The sequence below is a fragment of the Actinoalloteichus sp. GBA129-24 genome, from assembly GCF_001941645.1.
In the GTDB taxonomy this organism is placed as follows: domain Bacteria; phylum Actinomycetota; class Actinomycetes; order Mycobacteriales; family Pseudonocardiaceae; genus Actinoalloteichus_A; species Actinoalloteichus_A fjordicus.
On record NZ_CP016077.1, the window covers coordinates 7,013,413 to 7,036,407 of the forward strand.

The 22,995-nt window shown below is 71.0% G+C and carries 19 protein-coding genes; 7 read left to right on the forward strand and 12 right to left on the reverse strand.

Annotated elements, in window-relative coordinates; genetic code table 11:
* Positions 1-38 precede the first annotated feature (38 nt).
* The gene (locus UA75_RS30205; protein WP_075743119.1) at positions 39-251 is read left to right on the forward strand and encodes a hypothetical protein; all 213 of its coding nucleotides are present in this window, start codon (positions 39-41) and stop codon (positions 249-251) included.
* A gap of 88 nt (positions 252-339) precedes the next feature.
* Here UA75_RS30205 and UA75_RS30210 read toward each other — a convergent pair whose 3' ends face one another.
* Positions 340-1,749, reverse strand: a complete 1,410-nt coding sequence (locus UA75_RS30210) for an FAD-binding oxidoreductase (RefSeq protein ID WP_232237557.1) — start codon at positions 1,747-1,749, stop codon at positions 340-342.
* A 233-nt stretch (positions 1,750-1,982) separates the two neighbouring features.
* On the reverse strand, positions 1,983-3,383 hold the full coding sequence (locus UA75_RS30215) for a serine hydrolase domain-containing protein (RefSeq protein WP_075743120.1): 1,401 nt from the start codon (positions 3,381-3,383) through the stop codon (positions 1,983-1,985).
* Between the two features lie 190 nt (positions 3,384-3,573).
* On the opposite strand from UA75_RS30215, the gene UA75_RS33580 reads away from it, so the two are divergent.
* Positions 3,574-3,717 carry a hypothetical protein gene (locus UA75_RS33580; RefSeq protein ID WP_157434513.1) on the forward strand — a complete coding sequence of 48 codons (144 nt, stop codon included), beginning with the start codon at positions 3,574-3,576 and terminating at the stop codon, positions 3,715-3,717.
* 116 nt (positions 3,718-3,833) lie between these two features.
* Here UA75_RS33580 and UA75_RS30220 read toward each other — a convergent pair whose 3' ends face one another.
* Positions 3,834-4,490 carry a response regulator gene (locus UA75_RS30220; protein ID WP_075743121.1) on the reverse strand — a complete coding sequence of 219 codons (657 nt, stop codon included), beginning with the start codon at positions 4,488-4,490 and terminating at the stop codon, positions 3,834-3,836.
* Between the two features lie 3 nt (positions 4,491-4,493).
* Positions 4,494-5,720, reverse strand: coding sequence for a sensor histidine kinase (locus UA75_RS30225; protein WP_083683815.1), 1,227 nt, complete (start codon positions 5,718-5,720; stop codon positions 4,494-4,496).
* Positions 5,721-5,955: 235 nt separating this feature from the next.
* Between UA75_RS30225 and UA75_RS30230 the strand changes: the two genes are divergently transcribed.
* The 3 genes from UA75_RS30230 (at position 5,956) to UA75_RS33585 (ending at position 10,056) form a co-directional block, all read left to right on the forward strand.
* The gene (locus UA75_RS30230; protein WP_083683817.1) at positions 5,956-6,684 is read left to right on the forward strand and encodes an ABC transporter ATP-binding protein; all 729 of its coding nucleotides are present in this window, start codon (positions 5,956-5,958) and stop codon (positions 6,682-6,684) included.
* Positions 6,681-9,005 (forward strand): FtsX-like permease family protein, encoded by a 2,325-nt coding sequence (locus UA75_RS30235; RefSeq protein WP_075743122.1) that lies wholly within the window; start codon positions 6,681-6,683, stop codon positions 9,003-9,005. The genes UA75_RS30230 and UA75_RS30235 overlap by 4 nt, the downstream gene beginning before the upstream one ends.
* A gap of 790 nt (positions 9,006-9,795) precedes the next feature.
* Positions 9,796-10,056 carry a hypothetical protein gene (locus tag UA75_RS33585; RefSeq protein ID WP_157434514.1) on the forward strand — a complete coding sequence of 87 codons (261 nt, stop codon included), beginning with the start codon at positions 9,796-9,798 and terminating at the stop codon, positions 10,054-10,056.
* A 241-nt stretch (positions 10,057-10,297) separates the two neighbouring features.
* Here the strand turns inward: UA75_RS33585 and UA75_RS30245 are convergent, their stop codons facing one another.
* The 8 genes from UA75_RS30245 to UA75_RS30280 form a co-directional block, all read right to left on the reverse strand.
* Positions 10,298-11,509: a nitric oxide synthase oxygenase gene (locus UA75_RS30245; protein ID WP_083683819.1), complete on the reverse strand. Its 1,212-nt coding sequence runs from the start codon at positions 11,507-11,509 to the stop codon at positions 10,298-10,300.
* Positions 11,510-11,551: 42 nt separating this feature from the next.
* Positions 11,552-12,265: a tRNA (guanosine(46)-N7)-methyltransferase TrmB gene (gene trmB, locus UA75_RS30250; RefSeq protein WP_075743125.1), complete on the reverse strand. Its 714-nt coding sequence runs from the start codon at positions 12,263-12,265 to the stop codon at positions 11,552-11,554.
* A gap of 133 nt (positions 12,266-12,398) precedes the next feature.
* A complete protein-coding gene (locus UA75_RS30255; protein ID WP_075743126.1) occupies positions 12,399-14,471 on the reverse strand; it encodes an Hsp70 family protein in 2,073 nt (690 codons plus the stop codon).
* Between the two features lie 523 nt (positions 14,472-14,994).
* Complete coding sequence (locus tag UA75_RS30260; RefSeq protein ID WP_157434516.1) at positions 14,995-15,687, reverse strand: hypothetical protein; 693 nt, start codon at positions 15,685-15,687, stop codon at positions 14,995-14,997.
* Positions 15,688-16,061: 374 nt separating this feature from the next.
* Entirely contained in the window at positions 16,062-16,829 is a 768-nt protein-coding gene (locus UA75_RS30265) for a hypothetical protein (RefSeq protein WP_075743127.1), read from the reverse strand.
* Positions 16,826-17,800, reverse strand: coding sequence for an ABC transporter ATP-binding protein (locus tag UA75_RS30270; RefSeq protein ID WP_075743128.1), 975 nt, complete (start codon positions 17,798-17,800; stop codon positions 16,826-16,828). Before UA75_RS30270 ends, UA75_RS30265 begins: the two co-directional genes overlap by 4 nt.
* 436 nt (positions 17,801-18,236) lie before the next feature.
* Positions 18,237-19,214 carry an ABC transporter ATP-binding protein gene (locus UA75_RS30275; RefSeq protein ID WP_075743129.1) on the reverse strand — a complete coding sequence of 326 codons (978 nt, stop codon included), beginning with the start codon at positions 19,212-19,214 and terminating at the stop codon, positions 18,237-18,239.
* Between the two features lie 334 nt (positions 19,215-19,548).
* Complete coding sequence (locus UA75_RS30280; RefSeq protein ID WP_083683820.1) at positions 19,549-20,721, reverse strand: FAD-binding oxidoreductase; 1,173 nt, start codon at positions 20,719-20,721, stop codon at positions 19,549-19,551.
* A 172-nt stretch (positions 20,722-20,893) separates the two neighbouring features.
* Between UA75_RS30280 and UA75_RS32315 the strand changes: the two genes are divergently transcribed.
* Both UA75_RS32315 and UA75_RS30290 read left to right on the forward strand, forming a co-directional pair.
* Positions 20,894-21,871: a pyridoxamine 5'-phosphate oxidase family protein gene (locus UA75_RS32315; RefSeq protein WP_083683822.1), complete on the forward strand. Its 978-nt coding sequence runs from the start codon at positions 20,894-20,896 to the stop codon at positions 21,869-21,871.
* Between the two features lie 64 nt (positions 21,872-21,935).
* Positions 21,936-22,430: a MarR family winged helix-turn-helix transcriptional regulator gene (locus tag UA75_RS30290; protein ID WP_232237558.1), complete on the forward strand. Its 495-nt coding sequence runs from the start codon at positions 21,936-21,938 to the stop codon at positions 22,428-22,430.
* Positions 22,431-22,995 lie beyond the last annotated feature (565 nt).

A 22,995-nucleotide genomic window follows, 5' to 3' on the forward strand; every position in this document is an offset into this window, starting at 1 on the left:
CGGCGGTCCCGGCCGTCGTCGGGGTCGGTTACGGTGCCATGGTGAGCACCGCCCGCGATCCGGAACAGCTGCTGTCCCAGGCGCTGCGTGCGCAGGCGGTCAGCGGCGGTTCCGGCACGCATCCGGCCGAGGCCGCCCCGCCGCGCCGACGCAGGCACGAGCCGAGGCCGCTCCGGTGGACCGGCTGGCTGCTGATCCTGCTGGTGGGGCTGCTGGCAGGCACGTTGGCGGGACTGGTGTCGCTGCTCTAGCGACTGCGCGACCTCAAGGACACTGTGCCGCACCGGACTCCGGGTGCGCTGGAACTCCGGTGCGCAGGCGTCACCCGATCGCCGCCGATCAGTCCATCGAGAACATCGAGCCAGGGTTGAAGAGGTTCTCCGGATCGAGGGCCCGCTTCACCGCGCGATGGGCACGGAGGCCGACGGGGCCGATCTCCGTCGCCAGCCAGTCCTGCTTGATCTTGCCGACGCCGTGCTCGCCGGTGATCGTGCCGCCGAGTGACAGGCCCAGCGCCAGGATCTCGTCGAACGCCTGACGGGCCGCCGCCTCCTGGGCCGCCGAGTCGGGGTCGTAGACGATCGTGGGATGCATGTTGCCGTCGCCCGCATGGCCGACCACGGCGATCGTCAGCCCGATCCGATCGGCGATGGCCGCGCAGCCGCTGATCAGCTCGCCGATCCGGGTGCGCGGGACGCAGACGTCGTCGGTCAGGCCTCGGCCGAGCAGCTCCAGCGCGGGCAGCACCGCTCGGCGGGCCGCCAGCAGCAGGCGTCCCTCGGCCAGGTCGGCGGTGCTGTAGGTGAACTCGGCTCCGCTGTCAGTGCAGACCCGTTCGAGCGCCTCGATCTCGGCGCGTCCGGCGTCGCCGCCGACATCCGACTGGGCCAGCAGGAGTGCGGCGCTGCCGGCTCCCGCGCCGAGTTCGGTGTTCAAGTGCCGTTCCACCGCGTCGATCGACACGGCGTCCATGATCTCCAACAACGAGGGCACCATGCCCTCCCGGACGATGCGGCTGACCGCCGAGGCGGCCGTCTCGGTGGCGGCGAAGGTCGCGACCAGCGTCGCGGGTGCCTGGGGCAGCGGACGCAGCGCGAGGGTGGCCTTGGTGATCACGCCGAGCGTGCCCTCGCTGCCGACGAACAGCTTGGTGAGGTCGTAGCCCGCGACGCCCTTCATGGTGCGTCGGCCGGTGCGCAGCAGCTCGCCGTCGGCGAGCACCACCTCCAGGCCCAGCACGGAGTCGGTGGTGACGCCGTACTTGACGCAGCACAGCCCGCCCGCGTTGGTGGCCAGGTTGCCGCCGATGGTGCACCAGTCGTAGCTGGAGGGGTCGGGAGGATAGAAGAGTCCGTGCTTCTCGACGGCACCGCGCAGTTGGAGATTGATCACGCCCGGTTCCACCACCGCCACGCGATTGTCCGCGTCGATCTCCACGATCGACCGCATCCGTGCGGTGGACAGCACGAGACAGCCGTCGATCGCGTTGGCGGCGCCCGACAGCCCGCTGCCCGCGCCACGCGGCACGATGGACACCCCGGCGGCGGCAGCGGCTCGCACGATGCGCTGCACGTCGGAGGTGGTGGCGGGCAGCACCACGGCCAACGGGTGCCCGGCCGAGGCGAGCGGCATCATGTCCCGTCGATAACCCTCGACGACGTCGGGATCGGTCAGGACGGCGTCGCGCCCGAGCACGGCACGCAACTCCGCCAGTAACGCCGCGTGTCCGGTGACCTTCACGCCTGTCACGGTAGACCTCCCTGCGGTCTCCGTGCGAGATCTGATCGTGGCGACAAGCCCGCCGTCACCCGCGTCGTGTGTCCAGAGCCGACACGACGCGGGTTCCTCCCCAGACGCGAGTCCGACGACTCGCGGAGTTTCGATGTTCTTCGCCGATCCGCAGCAGGCGGGTGCCGCCGTCGGACCGGCGGGCGACCGGGCCTATAGGCCGCGACGACCTAGAGCGCGGGCCGCCCGGGGGTTCAGTAGGTCGCCGAACCGCGCCAGCCGCCCGGGTCGACGTCACCGGGGATCGGGGCCGTCGGGTCGTAGGGCGTCCTGGCGAAGATGAACGTGTTCAGGTCCAGGTGGCTCACCGTGCCGTCGGATCGACGGACCACCCGCAGGTGTTCGCCCGCGTAGTAGCCGTCCAGGCCGATCCAGCCGTCGTCGACGGCCCGGAACCGCGAGGTGCGTCCCCGGCCGCCCATCGGGGTCAGGTTCAGCATTCCGTCGGGGAGCAGCCGGAGCACGTACGCCGCAGTGCCCCAGTACCACTCGCCGGTCAGTGCCAGCAGTTCCGGATCGGGCTGCGTCGCCTGCGGCCGCCATTCGGCAGGCACCCTCGGCTCCTGCTCGACGAGGATGTCGAGCAGGCCGATCGCCAGGGCGCCGCCGATGCCGGAGGTGGCGTTGGCCAGGAACACGACGCCGCTCTTCTCGGTGCGATCCGCCCACACCGTGGACAGGAAGCCTGGCATCGATCCGCCGTGTCCGACGAGCCGCCTGCCCTGGTGCCGCAGCAGTTGGAGTCCGAGTCCCTGGCCGGAGCGCCAGCCGTCCCCGTCCTCGACCACCACGGGGTCGGACATCTCGGCGAGGGTGTCCGGGTGCAGGACCTCGGCCGTGTCGCCGCCGAGGAACGTCGACCAGCGGAGCATGTCCGTCACCGTCGACCAGAGCTGGCCCGCCGGTCCCATCGCGCCGCCGTCGTGCGCGGGCTCCGGCAGCAGCACGTCCGCCCACGGGTGCACGGCCCAGCCCTGTGCATGGGGGGCGACGGGCATCGCCGTGGTGCGGGTCAGCTCCAACGGCACGAGGATCTCGCGGTCCAGTGCGGCGAGCCAGTCCTCGCCCCGGATACGCGCCACGATCTCGCCCAGCGCCGCGAAGCCGAGATTCGAGTAGTGGTGCCTGCGGCCTGCTCGATGCGGGGTGGTCTCGGCGCTGAATCGGTCGGCGAGCTCCGACCAGGAGGTGCCCTGGGTCCGCTCCCACCACGGGCCGGGCGGCTCGGCGGTCAGACCGCCCGCGTGCGCCAGCAGGGCCGCGACGGTGCGATCGCCGAACGTGGTGCCGGGCAGGTGCTTCTCGACCGGGTCCGACAGTTGCAGAAGGCCCTCGTCACGCAGTCGCAGCACCAGCACGGCGATGAAGGTCTTGGTGATCGAGCCGATCCGGTACTGGGTGTGCGGCGTGGGCGTCGCGTCGTTCACGCGTCCCCGCGAGCCGGTCCAGACGGTCGTCTCGTCCCGGACGAGACCGGCCACCACCGAGGGCACCCGGCCGTCCCGCTGTTCGGTGGCCAGCCGACGGGTCAACGCCCGTATGGTCGCCGCCGAGGGCACCTGCTCGTGATCCGGACTGTTCACAGGATCGATCATGTTCGGCGCTCACTCTCAGTGTCAAGCCACCAACCAGGATGGCGGTGGCCGAAGTGGCAGGCCGCCGCAGACGACGGGTCGTCAGTCGGTCGGTGGTCGAGGGGACTCCCCATTCCTGGTCATCGCTCACGCCAGAACGATCGCTACCGGACGACGGCTACGGGCTCTATGAACAGTGATTTCGTCGGCGATGACCGAGACCGCAGCGAAGTGGAAGATCAACGGACTGCGGCGAAAGACCGGTCAGGAGGGCACCGTCGAGGTCGAGTTCGCTCGGCCGGATCACGACGTCCGTCGGCGGCGCAGACGACGGTCCGCCGGAGGATTTCGCTAGCGCTCGGTGAGCATCGGCAGGCAACGCCGCAGCAGGCACCGCATCACGATCGGTCGAGAACCCCCTCCGGGCCGCGCAGGCGACCCGGAGTCCGCCGATCCCCTCGACCAGCGCGGTCAGTCGTCCGCCATCATCCCGGAGCGCCAGGCCCAGGCGGCGATCTCCACCCGGTTACGGGCGCCGAGCTTCTGCTGGACGGCCGCCAGATGGGTCTTCACCGTGGACAACGACATGAACAGCTCGCCGCCGATCTCGGTGTTCGTACAGCCCCGTGCCACCTCGCGCACCACGTCGATCTCGCGTTCCGTCAGCGCGTCGACGGGCTGACGGACGGTCGACTTGGCCGGGGCGCTGAAATGCTTCAGCAGCCGCACGGTGATCTGCGGAGACACCAGCGCGTCGCCACGCACCGCAGCCTTGATCGCCTCCACCAGCAGCGCGGGGCCCGCGTCCTTCAACAGGAAGCCGCTCGCCCCGCCCGCCAGCGCCGCCGCGACATACTCGTCGAGGTCGAAGGTCGTCACGATCACGACCTTGAGCGGATCGGCGACGTCGGGACCGGCCAGTCTGCGCGCCACCTCGAGGCCGTCCAGCTCCGGCATCCTGATGTCCAGCAGACAGACGTCGGGCCGCAACTCCTGGGCACGACGCAGTGCCTCGACGCCGTTGGGAACGTCCGCGACCACCTCGATGTCGGGCTGGGCCTCGAGGATCATCCGGAACCCGGCGCGGACCATCTCCTGGTCGTCGGCGATCAGCACTCTGATCGTCATGTTCTACTCCGCTTCAACATCCTGCATGGGCAGCAGGACCTCCACCCGCCATCCGTGGTGTGGTCCCGGCCCCGCGCTGAACTCGCCGCCGAGCAGATCGACCCGCTCGCGCATCCCGATGAGACCGTAGCCACCCGAGCCGCCGACCGGCTCCTGCACCCCGCCGTCGCCGTCGTCGGTCACCAGGATCCGCAGACCCGACTCGGTGCGATACACCGCGACCAGCGCCAGGGTGATGTTCCTGGCGTGCTTGCCGGAGTTGGTCAACGCCTCCTGCACCAGCCTCAGCACCGAGCGGCCCACCTCGGGCGGCACGTCACCGCCGGGCACGGCGTCCAGCCGGGCGGGAATGCCGCTGCGCCCGGCGCGATCGACGAGCGCCCGCAGGTCGGAGTCGAGGTCCATCGTCGCCTGCGTGGCGGCGGAGTCGCCGGGTGCGGTGCCCTCCCGCATCGTCCCCACCAGCCTGCGCATGGCCGTCAGCGCCTCGGTTCCGCTGTGCTCGATCAGCTCCAGCGCCTTGGCGACCGCCTCCGGATTGTTCGCCGCCACGATCCTGGCGGCCTGCGACTGCACCACGATGCCGGTCACGTGATGCGCGACCACGTCGTGCAATTCCCTGGCCAACGCCATCCGCTCCGCCTGCTGAGCGGCGAGGACCTTCCGCCCGGTGCGCTGATCACGCTCCCGGTCGGCACCTCGGAAGTACAGGCCCGTGATCAGGGACGGCACCACCATCAGACCGGCGAAGAGTTGCAGGGCCAGGAATCCCCGCACCAGGTCTCCGAGATCGGACGCATGCCTGACCAGCTCCGGCGCCATGCTCATCTCGAGGGAGACGATCAGCGTCACGACGCTCAGCCGGGCCTGCGCCTTCTCCAGGTAGCGCACCGAGTACGCCAGGACCGCCATCGCGCCGCAGAGCCCCGCGAGGCTGTACTGCAGGGTCGAGTGGCCGCCGACCGCCGTCATGAGGACCGCGAAGCCCACCAGCAGCAGCGAGGTGACCATCGCCGCCCGGAAGGGCCGCAACGGCGCCACCACGGCCGTGACCACGAGCACCGCCGAGAGACCCACTCCCATCTGCGCCGACGGCCCGAAGCCGAGCGCGCCCAGCTGGAGCAGCAGGAACAGTCCCAGCGCCAAGGCCAGCGGCCACTGTTGCCGGGCCAGTGCCCGGTATCGCGACGGCATGCCCTCTATCCACCCTGCCAACAGCCCCCGTTTCATGCCGGTGACCGTACGTCCTGGCCGTCGATGTCGACCTCGGCCGTTCGGCCTGCGCTCGCCGACCGAACGGCTGAGGCGCGGCAGAGATCGCCGGCCGTTGGACCGAAGCGTCCCGCAGGTGCGCCCGGGCACTGTGATGTCCGGTCCCGCACCACGGCGATGCGCGCTCGCCGCGTCGATCAGGCGCCGGGACCTCCGTCCGACGCGAACCCGAGGTGAACCGACCGTGCCACCGATGACCACCGCACCTGAGGCCGCAGATCACGGGACCTCCACGCCAGGAGGCCGCGAGGCGACGCTGCTCGTCGGGAACGGCCTGACGAAGCGCTACGGCGAGCAGCATGCCCTGGCGGGCGTCGACCTGACCGTGAACCGGGGCGAGGTCGTCGCGATCGTCGGGCCGTCCGGGTCCGGCAAGACCACCCTCCTCCACGTCCTGGCAGGCATCCTGCCGCCGGACGGGGGCGAGGTGCTCCTGGCTGATCAGCGGATCGACAAGCTGCCAGAACGCAAGCGCAGCGAACTCCGGCGCAGCGCCTTCGGGTTCGTGTTCCAGGCCGGGATGCTGGTCCCGGAGCTGACCTGTCTGGAGAACGTGGCGCTGCCGCTGCTGCTGGGCGGCACGAACCGGTCCGCCGCGCTGACGACGGCCCGGACCTGGCTGCATCGGCTCGGGCTCGCCGCGCTGGAGCAGCGCAGGCCCGGCGAGGCATCCGGCGGCCAGGCTCAACGGGTCGCCATCGCCAGGGCGCTCGCGCATGAGCCAAAGGTGATCTTCGCCGATGAGCCGACCGGCGCGTTGGACACGCACACCGGGCAGGAGACGATCACCGCCCTGCTCGACGCCGCGAGCACGACCGGGGCGGCCGTCGTCATCGTCACCCATGACCCCGCCGTGGCGGATCGGACCGGGCGTCGGGTGGAGATCCGCGACGGCCTCGTCGCCGGACGGCCCTCGGCATGAACCCCGTCGGGCTCGCCCTGCGCATCCTTCGCTTCGACCGGCGGAGTCGGATCTCCGCCGCCCTGACCTCGGCAGGCGTCGCGGTCGGCACCGCACTCGTCGTCCTGCTGCTGACCCTGCCCGACGCGTCGGCGGCACGCGGCGAGCGCTTTGCCTGGCAGTACGTCGGTTCGCACGGCACCCCGACCTCGACGGCCGCGCTGGTCGATCAGAGTTCCGACGTCGTCGGAACGCAGCCGATCACCCGGCTCGACGTGGCGGTGCAGGACGACGCGGCGCCGGACACCGTCCCGGTCACGGCGGGGATCCCCGGTTTCCCCGCTCCCGGCGAGGTGCTGCTCTCTCCCGCCCTCGCCGATCTGGCGGCACAGCTGCCGCCCGAGGAACTCGCCGACCGGTTCCCCGGGGTCGTGGTCGGGAAACTCGGTCAGGAGGCCCTCGCCTTTCCGGAACAGCTGGTGGCCGTGGTCGGACACCACGAGGCTGATCTCAGTGCGGACGCCGATGCGATCTCGGGACTGATCAGCGACCGAGGCGGCCCGGACATCTTCCTGCTCACCCTCGCGATGATCGGCCTGGCCGTCCTGGCGGTACCGAGCCTGGTGCTGGTCGCCTCGACCGCCCGGCTGACCGCCGCCCGCCGGGAACGCAGGCTCGCCTCGATGCGGCTGGCGGGTGCCGCCCCGGGGCAGGTGCTGTTCCTGACCGCCGTCGAGTCCGGGATCGCCGCCGTCGCGGGCACCGCACTCGGGCTGTTGCTCGGCATCCCGGTGCCGGGCCTGGTCGCACGGGTCTCCTGGCAGGGCGGGACCTGGCTGCCCGGCGACTTCACGCCCGCCGCCTCGACGCTGCTGCTCGTCGGACTCGGCATCCCGCTGCTCGTGGTCCTCGCCGCCGTTCTCGGCCTCCGTCGGGTGGTGGCGAACCCGCTCGGTGCGGTGGCCGCACGACGCCGCCGAGCACCGAGCACGTGGCGACTGGTGGTCCTGGTCATGGTGGGGGCCTTGTTCGCCGCAGGCCTGCTCGTCGCCCAGAACGGCGGCGGCCCCGGTCTGCTGATCCTCTCGATGGCCGCGATCGTCCTGTCCGCCTCGACGGTGGGCCCGTGGCTGACCTCGATGATCGGCCTGCTCTTCACCACGCTGTGGCGCCGACCGTCGACGCTGCTCGCGGGGCGACGGCTGCGAGACGACCCGCAGGCGGCCTATCGGTCGTCCTCGGGTGTGGTGTTGGCCGTGTTCGTCGGGGCGCTGGCGTTGACCGTGCTGCCCAGCCTGGCGAACAGCAGTCCGGTCGGACGTTCGTTCCAGTCCGACGTCCTGTACGCCGACGTGCCCACCGCCGACGCCAAGGAGATCGCCGAGCGGCTCCGCATCGGCCTCGCCGAGCACGAGGTGCCCGGCGAGGTGGTCACCGCAGGCCGGGCGCGGCTCCGCACCGGCGACGGCAACCACGAGTACCCCGCGCTGGTACTGGCGTGCGCGCCTGCGGCGGAACTGACTCGGCTGCCGATCGGCCGCTGTGCCGAGGAGCCGGGGGTCTGGGTGGGCAGCGAACTGTTCCTGCCCGATACCGGCCTGCGACTCCAGAACGTTCGGACCGCCCGAGAACCGGAGCAGGCCGGGCCCGCAACCGAAGACGGGGCCGGGACGAGTCCCGACGACGCAGCGCAGGACGAGTCGGTGCCGGGGGTGCCGCTGGCCGACGGGGAGCCGGTCACCGTGCATGCCATGGCGGGATCGACTGCGGAGCTGGCCGGGTCGGTGCTGGTCGATCCCGCTCTCGTCCAGGACTCCGCCGCGATCGCCGAGACCTCCGTGCTGGTCAGTGCGCCCGCCGACCGGACCGAGGTGGTCCGCACCGCGTTCGGCCGGGCTGCGCCCGGAGTCGAGGTGGACAGCGTCGCCATGACCGAGGTCCAGAGCCGCATCCTGCTCGACGATCTACGCCGGGTGACGATCATCGGTCTGAGTATCGCGGCCCTGCTCGCCTGCGCGAGCACCGTCGTCACCTCGGCGGGCTCGGTGTTGGACCGCCGCCGGACTCTGGGCGCGCTGACCGCCACCGGGGCCTCGGTGCAGGTCCTGGCCCGGGCCTTGCGGACCGAGGCCGCGCTGCCTGCATTGGTGGCGTCCCTCGGCGCGGCTCTCGCGGGTTTCGGCGTGGGCGCGGGCTTCGTGCGGCTGTTCGGCCTGGAACTCGTGATCCATCCCTCGCTGGCGGTTCCGGTGGCGCTCGGTGTCGCCGTCGCCGTGTCGGCCGCCTGGGCGGCGGGCCGGGTGCTGCGCAATGTGAGTGACGAGCCCTTCGCCGAGGAGTGACCGCCGTCCTGGCGGCAGGCGGCCGGTGCTGATCGTTCGACACGACGGCGGGTGTCACCGGCCGCCAGGACAGGCGACCGCACGATCGGTCGTCCCGTGGGCAGCGTCTCGGCACGATCGCGGATAGCAGGGCGCGAGAGTCGCCTGCGTCGTGGAGCGCACGGTGCGCCCGCTTCGCAGGCGCGGCCTGCGAGTCGGACGTCGGCTTCGCCCTACGGCTCGTGCGGAAGCGGGCGACTCCTGATCGCCGGGGAGAGCGCCGAGCCCGTCGTCTCGTCCCGCGTACTCGCGAGGACGACCGCCCGATCCGCCTGGTCGACGACCATGCCGCAGCCGGATCGCGGCGCGTCTTCTAGAGCCTGTCTTTGATCCCCCTGGAGTCGTGAGCGGAGATCAGCGTGGACGAGCCGCCAGGCGGAGGAAAGAGGCATAACGGAGTCATGTCCACTGACGACAACGCCACAGATCGCCGCCGCCTGCCCCGCGCAACAGGGAAGTGGGGATTGAAGACAGGCTTTGCGAACGGCACGGTCGCAGGCCGCCGCCGTCCGCTGCGGTGCCCGCGCGCCGAACGGCGGGGGTCGCCGCCGCTGCGCTTCGTCGTCCACAGTGCACGACCGTGCCGCGCCGCCGGACGCTGCCTGCCGAGGCCCAGCCGAGGCCCCGCCGGACAGGTCGTCGCTCGGCCCCGGCCGATCGGTCGGGTGCAGACCAGCCGATCGGCCCGTCGATCTCGGCCGTCCGACCGATCCGGACCGGCCCCCTCGAGAGCGAGACTCGTAGCACGACGATGACCCAACGAACTCGGGAGCCGAAGATGATGAACATCGTGTTGACCTGGACCGCAGGCGTGCTGGCACTGACCATGCTGCTGCTGATGGCGCTGAGCACCCTGCTGCCCGACCTCACGGAGCGGCGAGCCGAGGGTCCGCGCGTCGCAGCCAGGAAGGCGGCGGCCGAGGGAGTCACCGCGCAGGGCACTTCGCAGCGGACCGCCCGCCGCTCGAGCCTGTTCGAGCCCCGCCTCGCCGCCGCCGTCCGTCATCAGTGAGGCCCGGCGGTGGCACGAGACGCGGCGACGGAGCCACGGAGCCGCCGGCGCGACCGGGCCAGGCAGGCGGCCGACCGTAGCGGCAGAGCCTGGCCCGACCCGCCCGGCCCCGCCGCCACGGCAGCGCCGTCGACGCAGCCTCGGACGGCCTGCGTCACCCCGGTCGGCGGTGTCACCGGCCACGACCGCCCCGGCGCCGCTGCCACCATCGGCGCCAACCGCCGACTGCACGAGAAGGCCCTCAACCGCCTCGGACGTAGCAGGCATGACGTCCACCCGGCCGATGCCAGGCCCGCAGCCAGGCCATCCGCTGCGCGGCCTCGGCATCCTGATCGAAGAGCGGGATGCCTGCGGCGCCGAAGGAGTGCAGCACGGCGCGATCCAGCTCGGCACAGGCCCGCTCGTACCAGCCGGTGTGCTCGCTCGTGGTGTCCAGCCCCATTCGGCGGGCCACCGGCAACGCCATGGCGTAGGCCTGTTCGGCACCGAGGTCACGGCTGCCGACCGTTCCGCCGATGAACCAGGTGTTGAACGGCGCGGCCGGATAGTCGATGCCTCCGACGCACAATCGCATGTCGCTGATCACCGGGACCGCGTACCAGCGAAGCCCGAACTCCACGAACCAGGGCAGTTCCGGGTGCTCCAACGGAATCTCCGCCACGACGTCCCGAGGCAGCGGAAACAGCCGGGGTCCCTCCTGCTCGGTCGCCACGACCAGGGGCAGCTGGTCGAACCTCGTCCGTCCGACCGGCGGCTGCCAGCCGAGTCCTCGAACCGCCTCGGTGAACTCGGCCTGCCGGGGATCACCGAGCACCCTGCCGTCGCCGTCGACGTGTCCGGCGTAGCCGACGAGCTGTTGATTCCAGATCCTCGGGCCGTAGCCCATCGGCGTGTCCGGGGCGAAGATCGTGACCATCGGTGTGACGCCGGTCTGGTTGACGACGAGTCGCAGATGCTCGAAGCACTGCATCGCCACCGCTGAGGCGGTGTGCACGGCGCGAAGGTCACGAACCTGGGTGGCCCACCATGGCACGCCGCTGCCGCACCAGCCGCTGTCCCGCAGCGCGATCCTGGCCCCGTAGGCCAGTTCGGCGGGGAGATGTCGGTAGGTCCCGGTCGCATCGATCTCGGCGTGCACGCTCGCCAGCCGTTCCGCCATCGAGCCCGCCCTCGGATGCGCCTCGTGAAAGGCGCGGACGAACTCCTCGGCAGCGGCGTGATCGGTCGTCCGCGCCGTGCTGCCCTGCTTCTGCTCGATCGAGATGGGATCACCCCGCTGTCCACGGTCGTCAAGGATCGGAAGTCGTCCAAGCGGGCTTCCTACGTTCTGCGCCCATCGACCGGCGACCGCTCGCTGCGGTCGAGGACGAGTGGGGTGGATGCTCCGATAGTCGGGCCCGGCCGGGTCCTCGCTCGGTGTCGTGCGATCGGGTGCCTGCCTGCGGACCGCGATCGAGCATCCCGCCCGGACAACCTACTGCCCGCCGGCGAGTATTCAGTCCCGGCGTTCGAAGATCAGGTCGCGCGAGATCCGTCCCTCGGCTCTCGCGCGCTGCTCGAACTTCGTCACCGGTCGCCAGTCCGGCCTCGGTGCCCAGCCGCCCGGCTCGGCGGCGTACCGATTCCGCAGGGTCGGCTCCGCCGAGCAGACCTCCGCCATCTGATCGGCGTAGTCGGCCCAGTCCGTGGCCAGGTGCAGGGTCGCCCCCGGCGCCAGCCGGGTGGCGAGCAGCGCAACGAAGGCGGGCTGGATCAGCCGCCGCTTGTGGTGGCGTGTCTTGGGCCAGGGATCGGGAAAGAAGATTCGTGCCCCGGCCAGCGACGCTGGCGGCAGGTGCGCGTTGAGCAGGTCGACGGCGTCGCCTCGCAGCGCACGCAGGTTGGTCGCGCCGAGTTCCACGCTGCGCATCAGCAACTGCGCCAGGCCCGGCTTGTAGACCTCGATCGCCAGGTAGTTCACCGCAGGCTCCGCCGCAGCGAGCTGTGCGGTGGTCTCGCCCATCCCGGAGCCGATCTCCAGCGTCAGCGGCGCCTGCCTGCCGAACCAGTCCTCGACCGGCAGCTCGCCTGCGTCCAGCGTCGCGAGATCGCGCCCCAGGGTGCCCCAGTGCTGTCGCCAGGCACGCTCCTGGCCTGCGGTCAGCCGCTCGCCTCGACGCACATAGCTGACCACCGTGCGGTGGTGCGCCTGCTGATCAGTGGGTGACATGACTGGTCACGCTCCTCTCCCGAGGAAGAGACTGTGCCATCCGACCGCTCCACGCTGTGCACCCGCCCGGACTGCGGAGCGTGTCCGCGCCGCATCGCGGACCGGTGCGGCGAACGAGGCGGCTCGGCGCCCGTCAGCTCCCGGGCCGGATCGTGGACTCCCAGAAGGCCACGACCTCGTCCGCCGTGCGCGGGTCGTCCTCGGCGTTGGTGGCGTCTCCGCAGATCGTGCCGCCGTCGTCCGGCCGGTAGAGCAGGTGCTCGGTGCCGTCCGTCGGCATCAGCTGCTGTACCCAGTCGCCGGTCATCCCCGCGCCGGACCACTCACCGGTCTCGCCGGAGCCCATGATGGGGCTGAAGATGAGATCGCAGGCCGAGCCGTCGTAGAAGTACGCCTCGAAGTCGCCATCGGCCGTCGCGTAGTCGCAGCGCACGGCCGCGTCGACCAGGTAGGAGTACGTCTCGTCGTCGCTGACGTCGGTGCAGGAGTCCGCCCGCTCGACCGCGACCCCCGCGAACTCCCGCAGTTCCTCGGCGTCACCGAACGCGTCGGACCCGTCCGCGGGATCTTCGCCGCCGGAGGACGTCGAATCCGGGTCCGGGTCGGGCGGGCGGGGATCTCCGGTCGTCGGGTCGTCCGCTCCGGATCCCGTCGTCAGCCCGTCGCCGCCCGCCATCGGGTCCTCCCGGTTGCTCAGCGACCACACGGCCACGCCCGCCACGGCGAGAGCGGCGACGGCGACGACCGCAGTCAGAACGATCCACAGCGCGCCGGGCGAGCGTCGAGGCCGTTTCGGCGCGTTCATCACGTGAGTGGGCCCCTCGGGGACCTGCGAACCCACCGGCTCGTCGGGCCCCGAGGACCCGGTGGACTGGTCGGAGGCGATCGGCTGCCACCTCGTCGCCTGCCACCCGGCTGGCGATTGCACCGGGACCGGCTCGGACGACGGCGGTCGGGACCGCCCCTGCCCTGCGAGGTTCGGCGGCCCGGCGGGGTGCGAACCGACGGCAGGCCCGGCAGTGCCCGACGCCGGGGAGACCGGCCTGGTGAGGCCAGGCCTAACTTGCCCTGGCACGCCGCCGAGCGGACTCGCGCCCGCGGGAGTCCGCTCCCTGGGATCGGTGAAGTCGCGAGCGGGCGGCGCGGACAAGGCCCCGAGCACCACACTGTTCTCCGGCGACTCCACCGCCACCGGAATCAGCCCGAGGCGCTCGGAGATCGACTGCGCGACGGCGGGCATCCTGGACGCACCGCCGACCAGATAGACGCCCGCGAGCTGACCGGAAGCCAGGCCTGCGCTGTTGATCGTGCTGGACAGCATCGCCACGGCCCGTTCCAGCTGCGGTCGGACCAGCGCCTCCAGCTCCTCGCGGGTCACATGCGCGTCCGGGAGCGGGGCGGGCAGCGGGATGTCGGTCTGCGCGTAGCGGGACAGCGCCTCCTTGCCCTCTCGCACGTCGTCGATCATCGCGCGCGCCGATCGGCGGCTCGCGGCCGTCGTCGGGCGCAGCAGCTCCGGCCACTCCGGTCTGCCCTCGCCCACCGCCCGACGCACGTGTTCGAGGAGCGCCTGGTCGATGTCGGTGCCGCCGACATCGGACAGGCCCGCCTCCGCGAGGACCTGCCAGTCATCGCCTCCGGTGCGCAGCACGAGCGCGGCGTCCGTGGTGCCGCCGCCCATGTCGAAGACGGCCAGCGCATGTCCGGGCGCAAGCCTGCGCTGTTGATCCTCGAGACCGGCGAAGTGTGCAGCCGCTGCGGCAGGCTCGGCGAGCAGCCGCACCGAATCGGCCCAGCCCGCCGCCCGAGCGGCGGAGCGCAGGGTGTTGCACCGGATGCGATGCCAGTCGGCCGGATGGGTCAGCAGGACGAGGTCCGGGTTCGCGCCGAGCTGGCGGCGAGCCTCCTCCGCCACCCGACGCAGCACGGCCGCGATCAGGTCGACCACCGGAACGACCGTGTCGCCGAGCAGGACCTCGACGTCGTCGATCCGTCGCTTCGGGTTCGGCTCATACCTGCTGGGGTCGAGCCGTGCCTGCCGCTCGGCATCGCGCCCGACGACCAGGGTCCCGTCGGGGGACAGCCAGACAGCGGAGGGCAGTACCGGCCTGCCGTCGATGCCCAACAGCCGGGCCGGGGCTTCTGGGCCGGTACGGACGGCCGCGACGGTGTTCGAGGTGCCGAAGTCCACGGCGAGCTCTCGCACCCGATCTGCCTCCCTGGACTCCGGCCTGGACCACTTCGCCAGGCTCGTCCGGTGAGACGCGGCAGATCGTCGTTCGGCTCCGCCACCTGGCGCGGTGTCCGAGACTGCCCCAGGCCCCGAGGATCAGTCCAGTCGGGACGGTCGTTCGGCCGACGACCTCAGAGTCCGTCTGTGATCCCGCTGGAGTCGTGAACGGGGATCGGCGTGGCTGAGCTGCCAGGCGACAGGAGGGAGCCAGGACGGAGTCATGGGGACCGACGACAACGCCGCGGATCGCCGTGCCTGCCCCGCGCAACTCCGACAGCAGGGATCACAGACAGGCTCTCAGCCGGAACGCGGTCGATGCTCCGGCGGGCGACGACCTTGTCGAGCCGGGACCCGTGCGGCAAGATCAAGACGAGGAGGGGCGAATGCGCTCGCCCCCCGACGCGTTCGCGCCTCCGCCTCGGCAGGCGGGCGCGGCAGGGACCTGCCCACCGCGCCCGCCTGCCGAGACCATCGTCTTCTGCGATCCGGCCATGGCTCAGGCCACCCGCCAGCTTCCGATCTCGGTGAGCCGGTCACGCAGTTCGTCCACGCCCGCCAACCGGACCGGCGGGACCGGGGTGCTGCTCTGTGCGGGGAGCACGAGCACCAGACCAGGGTGATTCTCACTCAGGATGATCGTGGTCGGGTGCAGGGCGCGACCGTCGTCTGACGGCGTGTACTCCCAGTAGCAGCTGCGACCGTTGCCCGCCCAGGGCACGAAGACCCAGCCGGGACGCTCGACGAGGACGGCGTGCAGAGCGTCCTCGACCGCATAGCCTGCCGCGCGAGACGCCAGGACACCGTGGTGCACGGCGCGCAGCCACCATGGCGCGGCCGGGTCGGCGCCTGCGACGAGCGCCTGCCGGTAGAGGTCAAGGACGTCTTGTTCGGCGCCGAAGTGCACCCACGAGCTGCGGGCGTCCGACGGCGAGTCGGCGACGCTGGGTCCGCTGCCCTCCAGCGCCAGGGACCATTCGAGCTCGGGGAGGGGCTGCAACCAGGACAAGGAGTCTCCGGTGGATCTGGCCTGAGTGAGAGTCAGACGAGTCGACCCGTCGGCGGAGGGAAGTGGGATTCGGTCGGCCAGCCCGGTACCGGACAAGGTGCCTGCGGCCGTGGCGCGTTCAGCGGGGTTGAGGTCCGGCCGTTCGGATTCGCTCGGCTCGGGCCTGCTGCGGAGTGCTGGCATCCATGCCTCCTAGGGGTAGGTAGGACTATCAGCATCACCAACGTTAACGTCCGAGCCGGGACCCCTCTTTCCAATTAACAGTATTATTATGTAGTTGTGTTGGAGATCACGAGATTGGTTACGAACAGTGACCGATCCACCCGCACGTGGAGTGAAAAAGGTCCGGGCAGGCTCGCACCGAGCCTGCCCGGACCTCTCCCCCGACCCGATCGGACATGTCCCCGAAACATCTGCCGATCGGTCGTCATCTGGTGGTTCGCGGAATCCGCCTTTGCTCCCTCTGGAGTCGTGAGCGGGGATCGGCGTGGCTGAGCTGCCGCAGATCGCCTCGCCTGCCCCGCGCAACAGGAAGACCGGGATCGAAGACAGGCCCCTCAGGCGTCGCGCCGCTTCGTCACGATCACCGCCAGCACCAGCAGCACGGCCGAGATCGCCGCGAACCAGCCGAGGCCGCCCCACGGCCCGAAAGGCATGTCAGACCTGGTCAGCACCCCGGCCGCGTTCATGCTCACCGCCAAGTCATCCTGTCCGCCGAAGAGGAAGTGGTTGGCCGCGTAGAAGGGGAGCCACGGCTCCACGGCCGGCCCGACCCTCGGGATCAACGGGACCAGGGCCTCCACCGCGAGCGGCCACATGATCACGGCGGTGGTGGCTGCGGCGGGCTGCCGGACCAGCGTGGCGACGGCGAGGGCGAAGACGCCCGCGATCGCGTAGACCAGTCCCGTGCCCGCGACCGTGCGCCACTGCCCGGCCGTGGTGATGGCGAGCTGGGCCTCCGGGGAGAGCAGCACCGCGAGGCCCCACGAGCCGAAGGCTGTGACGAGGCCGGTGATTCCGGCCAGGAAGGCGATCACGACGCCCTTGGCCAACAGGACCGAGCCCCGGTCTGGCACGGCCTGAAAGGTCGCCCGGATCGTACCGAAGCGGTACTCGGTGGTGATGCTGAGGGCGGCCATCGCCATGACGAGGATCAAACCGAACTGGTTCGTCGTCTGAGTGAGCCCGATCGACAGCATCTCGGGGTCGGAGAAGCCCGCGATGAGACCCGCGAGTGCGACCGACACCAGGACACCGGCCGCGATGCACCACCAGGGTGATCGGATGGAGAGCAGCTTGATGCGCTCGACGGCGATCAGGGTCATCGGTTCTCCTCCTGTCGTGCGGCGGAGGCGGTGCCCACGCCGACGAGTTCGCCCTTGCGTTCGCTACGGGCCTGGTATTCGAGCGACTCGTTGGTGAGCGCGAGGAACGCCTCCTCCAGCGAGGCTCGTTGAGCCGTCAGCTCGTGGAGCACCACGCCCGCAGCCGCGGCGAGTTCGCCGATCTGCTCGCTGGTGCTGCCGCTGATGATCAGCTCGTTCGCGTCGGTGCTCGACACGGCCGCCGTGATCCCTTCGCCGCGTAGCGCGGACCGCAGCCGATCGCGTTGCGGACTGCGCACTCGGACCGTCGTGTCGCTGGCCTGATCGACGAACTCGGCGGTGCTGCACTGGGCGATCAGCCTGCCTCGGCCGATCACCACCAGCTCCTGTGCGGTGAGCGCCATCTCGGAGAGCAGGTGGCTGGAGACCAGGATCGTGCGTCCCTCGGCGGCCAGCCGCTGCATGAGCTGCCTGATCCAGAGGATGCCCTCGGGGTCGAGCCCGTTGACCGGCTCGTCGAAGAGCAGGATCTCCGGGTCGCCCAGCAGTGCGGCCGCGATGCCGAGCCGCTGGGCCATCCCGAGTGAGAAGCCGCCCGCCCGCCGCCGCGCGACGGCACTGAGTCCGACGATCTCCAGCACCTCGTCCGCTCGCCTCGCCGGGAGGCGGTTGGACTTGGCGAGCCAGCTCAGGTGGGCTCGCGCCGAACGGTTCGGGTGGGTCCACTTCGCATCGAGCATGGCCCCCACCTTGCTCAGGGGCTGCGCCAGGTCGCGGTAGTGCTTGCCGTCGATGCGGACGTCGCCCTCGGTCGGCCGGTCCAGCCCCAGGATCATCCGCATCGTCGTGGACTTGCCGGAGCCGTTGGGCCCGAGGAAGCCGGTGACCTTGCCGGGACGAATGCTGAAGCTGAGGTCGTCCACAGCAAGGGTCTTGTCGTATCGCTTGGTCAGGCCACTCGCTTCGATCATCGTCCCCTCCAGTTGTCTCGTACATCAGAAGACTAGCAAAGTGATATCAGTTATTCCTAGCGCGAGTCTCTGACGTGCGTTTTTCAGCCGAGAGGTGCGGCGTGGGCGTCGAAATTGCCCGACGAGCCGACGTCGTCCGGGGTGACTGCGATCGATGTCCTGCGGGCCGGGCGGCCGGGCGGCCGGGCCTCGGCAGTCGGGCGGTCGGATGCGGGCGGTCCGGCGAGCGGAACCCGATCGGGGTCGCCCGCCCGGCGAGCACGAGATAGGCGCTGAAGCTCGGGGGGTGCTCGGTCCACCACTGCTCGATGCCGGTCTCGACCTCGCGCCGCAGTTGCTCGACGAGGTCTCTCGCCGTCCCTCGAACGAGGTGGTCGATCAGGAAGAGCGCGGAGGACCGCTGCGAGCCGCTGAGACTCGGTCCGCCTGCCGCGCCTCAGCCACGCCCGCCGTCGGCGCGACGGTGCAGAACCGCGGCGTCTCCCGCGACGACCGCCGCCGGGTGCAGGTCGCTTCGGTGCAGCGCCCGGTCGGCGATCAGCGCGAAGGCCTGGTCCACCGAGGTGCGGTGGATCGACAACTCGTGCACCACGACGGCGAGTGCGGCCGCCAGCTCGCCGATCTCCTGGCTCGTCGAGCCGGTGATCAGCAGCGCCGCGTGTTCGCCGTCGAGATCCTCGTGGACGGTGATCCCCCGACGCCGCAGCTCGGCGGCGAACACCGCGCACTGTGGACTCCGCACCCGGATGGTCGCCTCGCCCGCGGTGTCGAGGAACTCCTCCGCGGGACACTGCGTGATCAGCTCGCCGCGACCGATGACCACCAGGTCGTCGGCGACGTCGGCCGTGGTGGACAGTCGATGTCCCGAGATCAGCACGGTGCGCCCCTCGGCCGCCAGTCGTCGTAACAGCGTGCGCAGCCAGCCGACGCAGTCGGAATCGAGGCCGACGGTCGGTTCGTCGAGCACGAGGATCTCCGGATCGCCGAGCAGTGCGCCTGCGAGCCCGAGCCTGCGGGTGTCGCGCGGCGACAACTGCCCGGCGCCGTGCGCCCGCATCTCGGCGAGTCCGACGAGGTCGAGCACCTCGTCGATCCGGCGGGCAGGCAGTCCGTTCCGGCTGGCCAGCCTGCCGAGCCGCGCTCGTGCGGATCGTCGGGATCGAATCCGACTCGTGTCGAGCAGGCCGCCGATCTTGCGCAACGGCCGGTCGAGCTCGCGGTAGGGCCTGCCGTCGACGAGCGCCCGGCCCGCCGTCGGTCGTTCCTTGCCGAGGATCATCCGCATGATCGTCGACTTGCCCGCACCACGCGGGCCGAGCAGACCGGTGACGCGTCCGGATCGGACGGTGAAGGAGAGGTCGTTCACCGCTAGGACGCGGCCGTAGCGCCGGGTGAGGCCGACGGACTCGATCATCGTCGTTCCTCGGTCGGCGCCGACACGAAGCGGGCTGCATCACGGTTGGCCTGGGGCGTACCAGATCGGCTCACCCCGACACGGTCCCGCACCAGCAGGCCCCGCTGATCCGTGATCGCCCTGAACCCGTCCCCGAGACGACCCTCGCGTTCCGGTGCCCCGCCTACGGGTCATCCCCGGACCGGATCGACACCGCGGTCGCGTGGCACAGGTGAGCGCAGCCGCGTGACGGTGTGGTCGGGCGCGCCATCCGGTGCGAGCTGCGGAGTCGGTGGTACGGCTCGCCGGCGGACCGCGACGGCCGCCGGACCAGGCGGCCGTCGCGGACGCAGGGTCAGTCGAGGGTGAAGGGGTCGTAGCGGATGCGTTCCAGCGGCGTGCCCGCCACCAGCATCCGCGAGACGGTCGCGCGGATCATCGAGGGCGAGCCGCAGACGAGGACCTCGCGCTCGGTCCAGGCTCCGTACCGGGTGACCACATCGGCCAGGGTGCCCTGCTCCATACCGGATCGGAGCGGCCCCGACTCCACCACCGGGACCACGGTCAACCACGGGTTGGTGATGCTCAGCCGATGCAGGTTGTCCAGGTCGTAAAGGTCGTCCAGGGTGCGACCGCCGACGAACAGGTGCACCCTCGGGTTCTCCCCGTACCTGGCCAGCTCGTCGAGGACGGCGCGCATCGGCGCGAGACCGGTCCCGCCCGCCACCATCAGGACGTCCCGGCCCTGCTCGCGATCCACCGACATCCGGCCCATGGGCGGGCCGATGCGCCAGTGGTCGCCGTACTGGGTGTGGCCGACGATCGAGCGGCTGACCCAGCCGCCGTCGACCGCCCGGACGTGGAACTCGATGGAACCGTCCGGACCGGGCGAGTTCGCGGGGGTCAGGTAGCGCCACAGCCGGGGGCGCTGCGGCACCTCGACGCTGACGTACTGCCCGGCGCGGTAGGGCACCGGATGCTGCGGCTGCACTCGCACCAGGGCGAGATCCCAGCTCAGCCGCTGGTGATCGATGACCTGGGCGTTCCACCAGGCGGGGTTCTCGTCGGCGTCGGCCGCCTGCTGCATGGTCGTGGCCATGATCGTGTAGGCCTCGGCCCAGGCCAGCTCGATCTTGGGGTTCCAGGCGTCACCGGCGAACTTCTTGATCGCGGAGAGCAGTGCGGTGCCGACGGCCTCGTAGTGCGAGACCACCACGCCGAACTTGCGGTGGTCGCGGCCGAGTTGTCGGAGGAAGGGCAGCAGGTCGTCGGGTCTGTCGACCATCTGGACGAAGTGCACCAGCGCACGGAGCAGCCTGCTTCGCTGCACCTCCATGTTGACCGGGAACAGTTCCCTGGTCTGAGGAGCGAGGCTGAAGAGCATCCCGTAGAAGAATCTGGCGACCTCGTCGGCGTGCGGCTCGATGAGCGCGTAGCTGTCTCGGATCAGGCGCACGGTGGCACTGATCCCCGGCGACGGCGCGCGTCGTGAGGGAGGCTCAGGGCTAAGCACGGCGTTGGCTGTCATGGTCCGGGTGCAGTCTTCTCCAAATAGTTCGCCGCGCCCGGTCAGACGCGCCGTTCCTGTTCACAGTCCCTGCCGAGAGGGACACTAACTCCTCATTGGACAGAATGGTTCCTTGATGCCACCTTTGGGCGTAGGCCAGTGACTCACCGTTGATGATGCCTGTGGCAGAAGGATGAAGGTAGAGGGACAGGCGTGGAACTTCGACGTGGGGCATGACACGGTGGGGCACGTGATCCACCAGACACTGGTACCGAGCGGCACTGCGGCAGCCGAGCTCCTCGAACTCGAACTCGCCGAACCGATCTCCAGTCCGGGCCCTCGCCGTGTCGAGCCCCTCGGACCGCCGCCTACCGGGTTCCGGCCGGCCCCTGCTCCCGCACCTGGCAGGCCGCCCACGCCGCCGCAGACCGCCCCAGGGCAGGTCCCTCCCGTCGCGCCGAATCCGCACGCGGCTCCCGGTTCGGCGGGCGAGCACCGGTTGCAGGCCGCCTTCGGCAGCGAGCAGCGTGCCCAGCGCTTCTATCGCGATCAGGTGCTGGACCGGCTCAACGACATGATGATCGAGTTCATCGGACGGATGGACATGGCGTTCGTCGCCTCGGCCGACTCCGGCGGCGAGTGCGACGCGTCGCTGCGCGCCGGGCCCGCAGGCTTCATCCGGGTGCTCGACCCGTACACGCTGGCCTACCCCGAGTACCGAGGCAACGGGGTGATGGCCAGTCTCGGCAACATCAGCGAGAACCCTCACGTCGGCATCCTCATGGTCGATTTCGTACAGGACCTCATCGGGCTGCACGTCAACGGTAAGGCCAAGGTCGTCCAGGATGCCGATCTGCGCGCCGAGCACGCGGGTCTGCCGACCGACTTCGATCGAGGCCGGACCCCGGAACGCTGGGTCGTGGTCTCCGTCGAGGAGGCCTACATCCACTGCCGCAAGCACATCCCTCGGTTGATGCCGATCGCCAGGGACCGACCTTGGGGCACGGACGACACCCGACGCAAGGGCGGGGACTACTTCGCCGCCAAGGGCATGCCTCGGCCGTGGAGCCCGCCGCAGAGCCCGCCCGCGCTCTCCGGCGGCCTGCCGATGCCGGGCAACGACAGCCGGCCCGTGCCGGGCAGCGACATGCCGTCGGACGGGAGTCGGTGACCGACGCCGAGAGTGCGACACTGGACTCCGGAGACCGTTATGAGAGTTTCGGGTAGGAGCTTCGGTGGGAGCGGAGTCGGGCGATGACTCGATCGCGGTGATCGACGCCTCGGACGGCGAGGAGCACCCTCGGCGGCGGGTGGCCGCCGAGGCGGTGGAACGCGAGCTCTCGATGCTGTTCCGGCGTGCCAGGCGGATCTCGCTGAGCCTGGCCGCCCAGATCGACCCTGCGCTGGAGCCCGCCGCCTACGGGACCCTCGCGCTGATCGCCGACGCCGGGCCGCTGCGCGGCACCGAACTGGTGGAGATGCTCGGCCTGGACAAGTCCACGATCAGCAGGCAGATCGCCCAGCTCGTCGAACTGGACCTCGTGGCGCGGGTCGCCGACCCCACCGACGGACGAGCCCGACTCGTACGGATCACCGAGGTTGGCGACCGCAGGCTGCGCGGACTGCGGGAGCGCCGACGACAACGGCTGCACGAGCACTTCAGCACCTGGTCGACGGACGACCTCGACGAACTGGCGCGGCTGCTGCCGCTGCTCAACGAGATGCTCTGATCCCCTCGGCGCGTCGGCGCGGGCCGGCAGCCCTGCGTTCGCCGATTCGTCTCGGCCGGGCCGGACCCGGTCGGGCCCGGCTGGGCGGCGGGAGGTTCGGCGGCGGCAGGCTCGGCACGGCCCCGCTCGGCATCGCTCGAGCAGGCAGGGCCGGAACTGGCGGGGCCCGCCCCGGGAGCCCGGCTGCGCCCGCCTGAGTCGCGTCCGACCGACCAGGGCTGACCACGACCGGACACGTTCGCGCTCGACCCGCGCAGGCCGGGCGTTCCGGCCGACGCCGACCCCGCGCAGGCCGGGCTCCCCGGCTCCCCGCAATTCGCCCTGCCGCCCCGGCGCGCGCGTCGGTACGCGGCCCACAGCGGCAGCGCGACCAGGGCGAGATCGCCGTCTCGGCGCGCAGGAAGTGTCTGTCCCGCCCGGCCCGATGCCGTCGCGCTCGGCTCAGGAGCCGATGGCCTGCTCCCCGCGAGATCCGCCCTCGGCCGGGCTCGGCAGACGACACGAACGGCCCGACGGCCGGGCGTCGCATCGCCCGGTGTGAGGGATGCCTCCCTGATTCCCGTGA

Excerpts from the sequence above, each read along its gene's own strand:
- UA75_RS30205 (WP_075743119.1), top strand. The coding sequence starts at position 39 with ATGGTGAGCACCGCCCGCGATCCGGAACAGCTGCTGTCCCAGGCGCTG.
- UA75_RS30215 (WP_075743120.1), bottom strand. The coding sequence starts at position 3,383 with ATGATCGATCCTGTGAACAGTCCGGATCACGAGCAGGTGCCCTCGGCG.
- UA75_RS33580 (WP_157434513.1), top strand. The coding sequence starts at position 3,574 with ATGACCGAGACCGCAGCGAAGTGGAAGATCAACGGACTGCGGCGAAAG.
- UA75_RS30220 (WP_075743121.1), bottom strand. The coding sequence starts at position 4,490 with ATGACGATCAGAGTGCTGATCGCCGACGACCAGGAGATGGTCCGCGCC.
- UA75_RS30225 (WP_083683815.1), bottom strand. The coding sequence starts at position 5,720 with ATGAAACGGGGGCTGTTGGCAGGGTGGATAGAGGGCATGCCGTCGCGA.
- UA75_RS30230 (WP_083683817.1), top strand. The coding sequence starts at position 5,956 with ATGACCACCGCACCTGAGGCCGCAGATCACGGGACCTCCACGCCAGGA.
- UA75_RS30235 (WP_075743122.1), top strand. The coding sequence starts at position 6,681 with ATGAACCCCGTCGGGCTCGCCCTGCGCATCCTTCGCTTCGACCGGCGG.
- UA75_RS33585 (WP_157434514.1), top strand. The coding sequence starts at position 9,796 with ATGACCCAACGAACTCGGGAGCCGAAGATGATGAACATCGTGTTGACC.
- trmB (WP_075743125.1), bottom strand. The coding sequence starts at position 12,265 with ATGTCACCCACTGATCAGCAGGCGCACCACCGCACGGTGGTCAGCTAT.
- UA75_RS30260 (WP_157434516.1), bottom strand. The coding sequence starts at position 15,687 with ATGCCAGCACTCCGCAGCAGGCCCGAGCCGAGCGAATCCGAACGGCCG.
- UA75_RS30265 (WP_075743127.1), bottom strand. The coding sequence starts at position 16,829 with ATGACCCTGATCGCCGTCGAGCGCATCAAGCTGCTCTCCATCCGATCA.
- UA75_RS30270 (WP_075743128.1), bottom strand. The coding sequence starts at position 17,800 with ATGATCGAAGCGAGTGGCCTGACCAAGCGATACGACAAGACCCTTGCT.
- UA75_RS30275 (WP_075743129.1), bottom strand. The coding sequence starts at position 19,214 with ATGATCGAGTCCGTCGGCCTCACCCGGCGCTACGGCCGCGTCCTAGCG.
- UA75_RS30280 (WP_083683820.1), bottom strand. The coding sequence starts at position 20,721 with ATGACAGCCAACGCCGTGCTTAGCCCTGAGCCTCCCTCACGACGCGCG.
- UA75_RS32315 (WP_083683822.1), top strand. The coding sequence starts at position 20,894 with ATGAAGGTAGAGGGACAGGCGTGGAACTTCGACGTGGGGCATGACACG.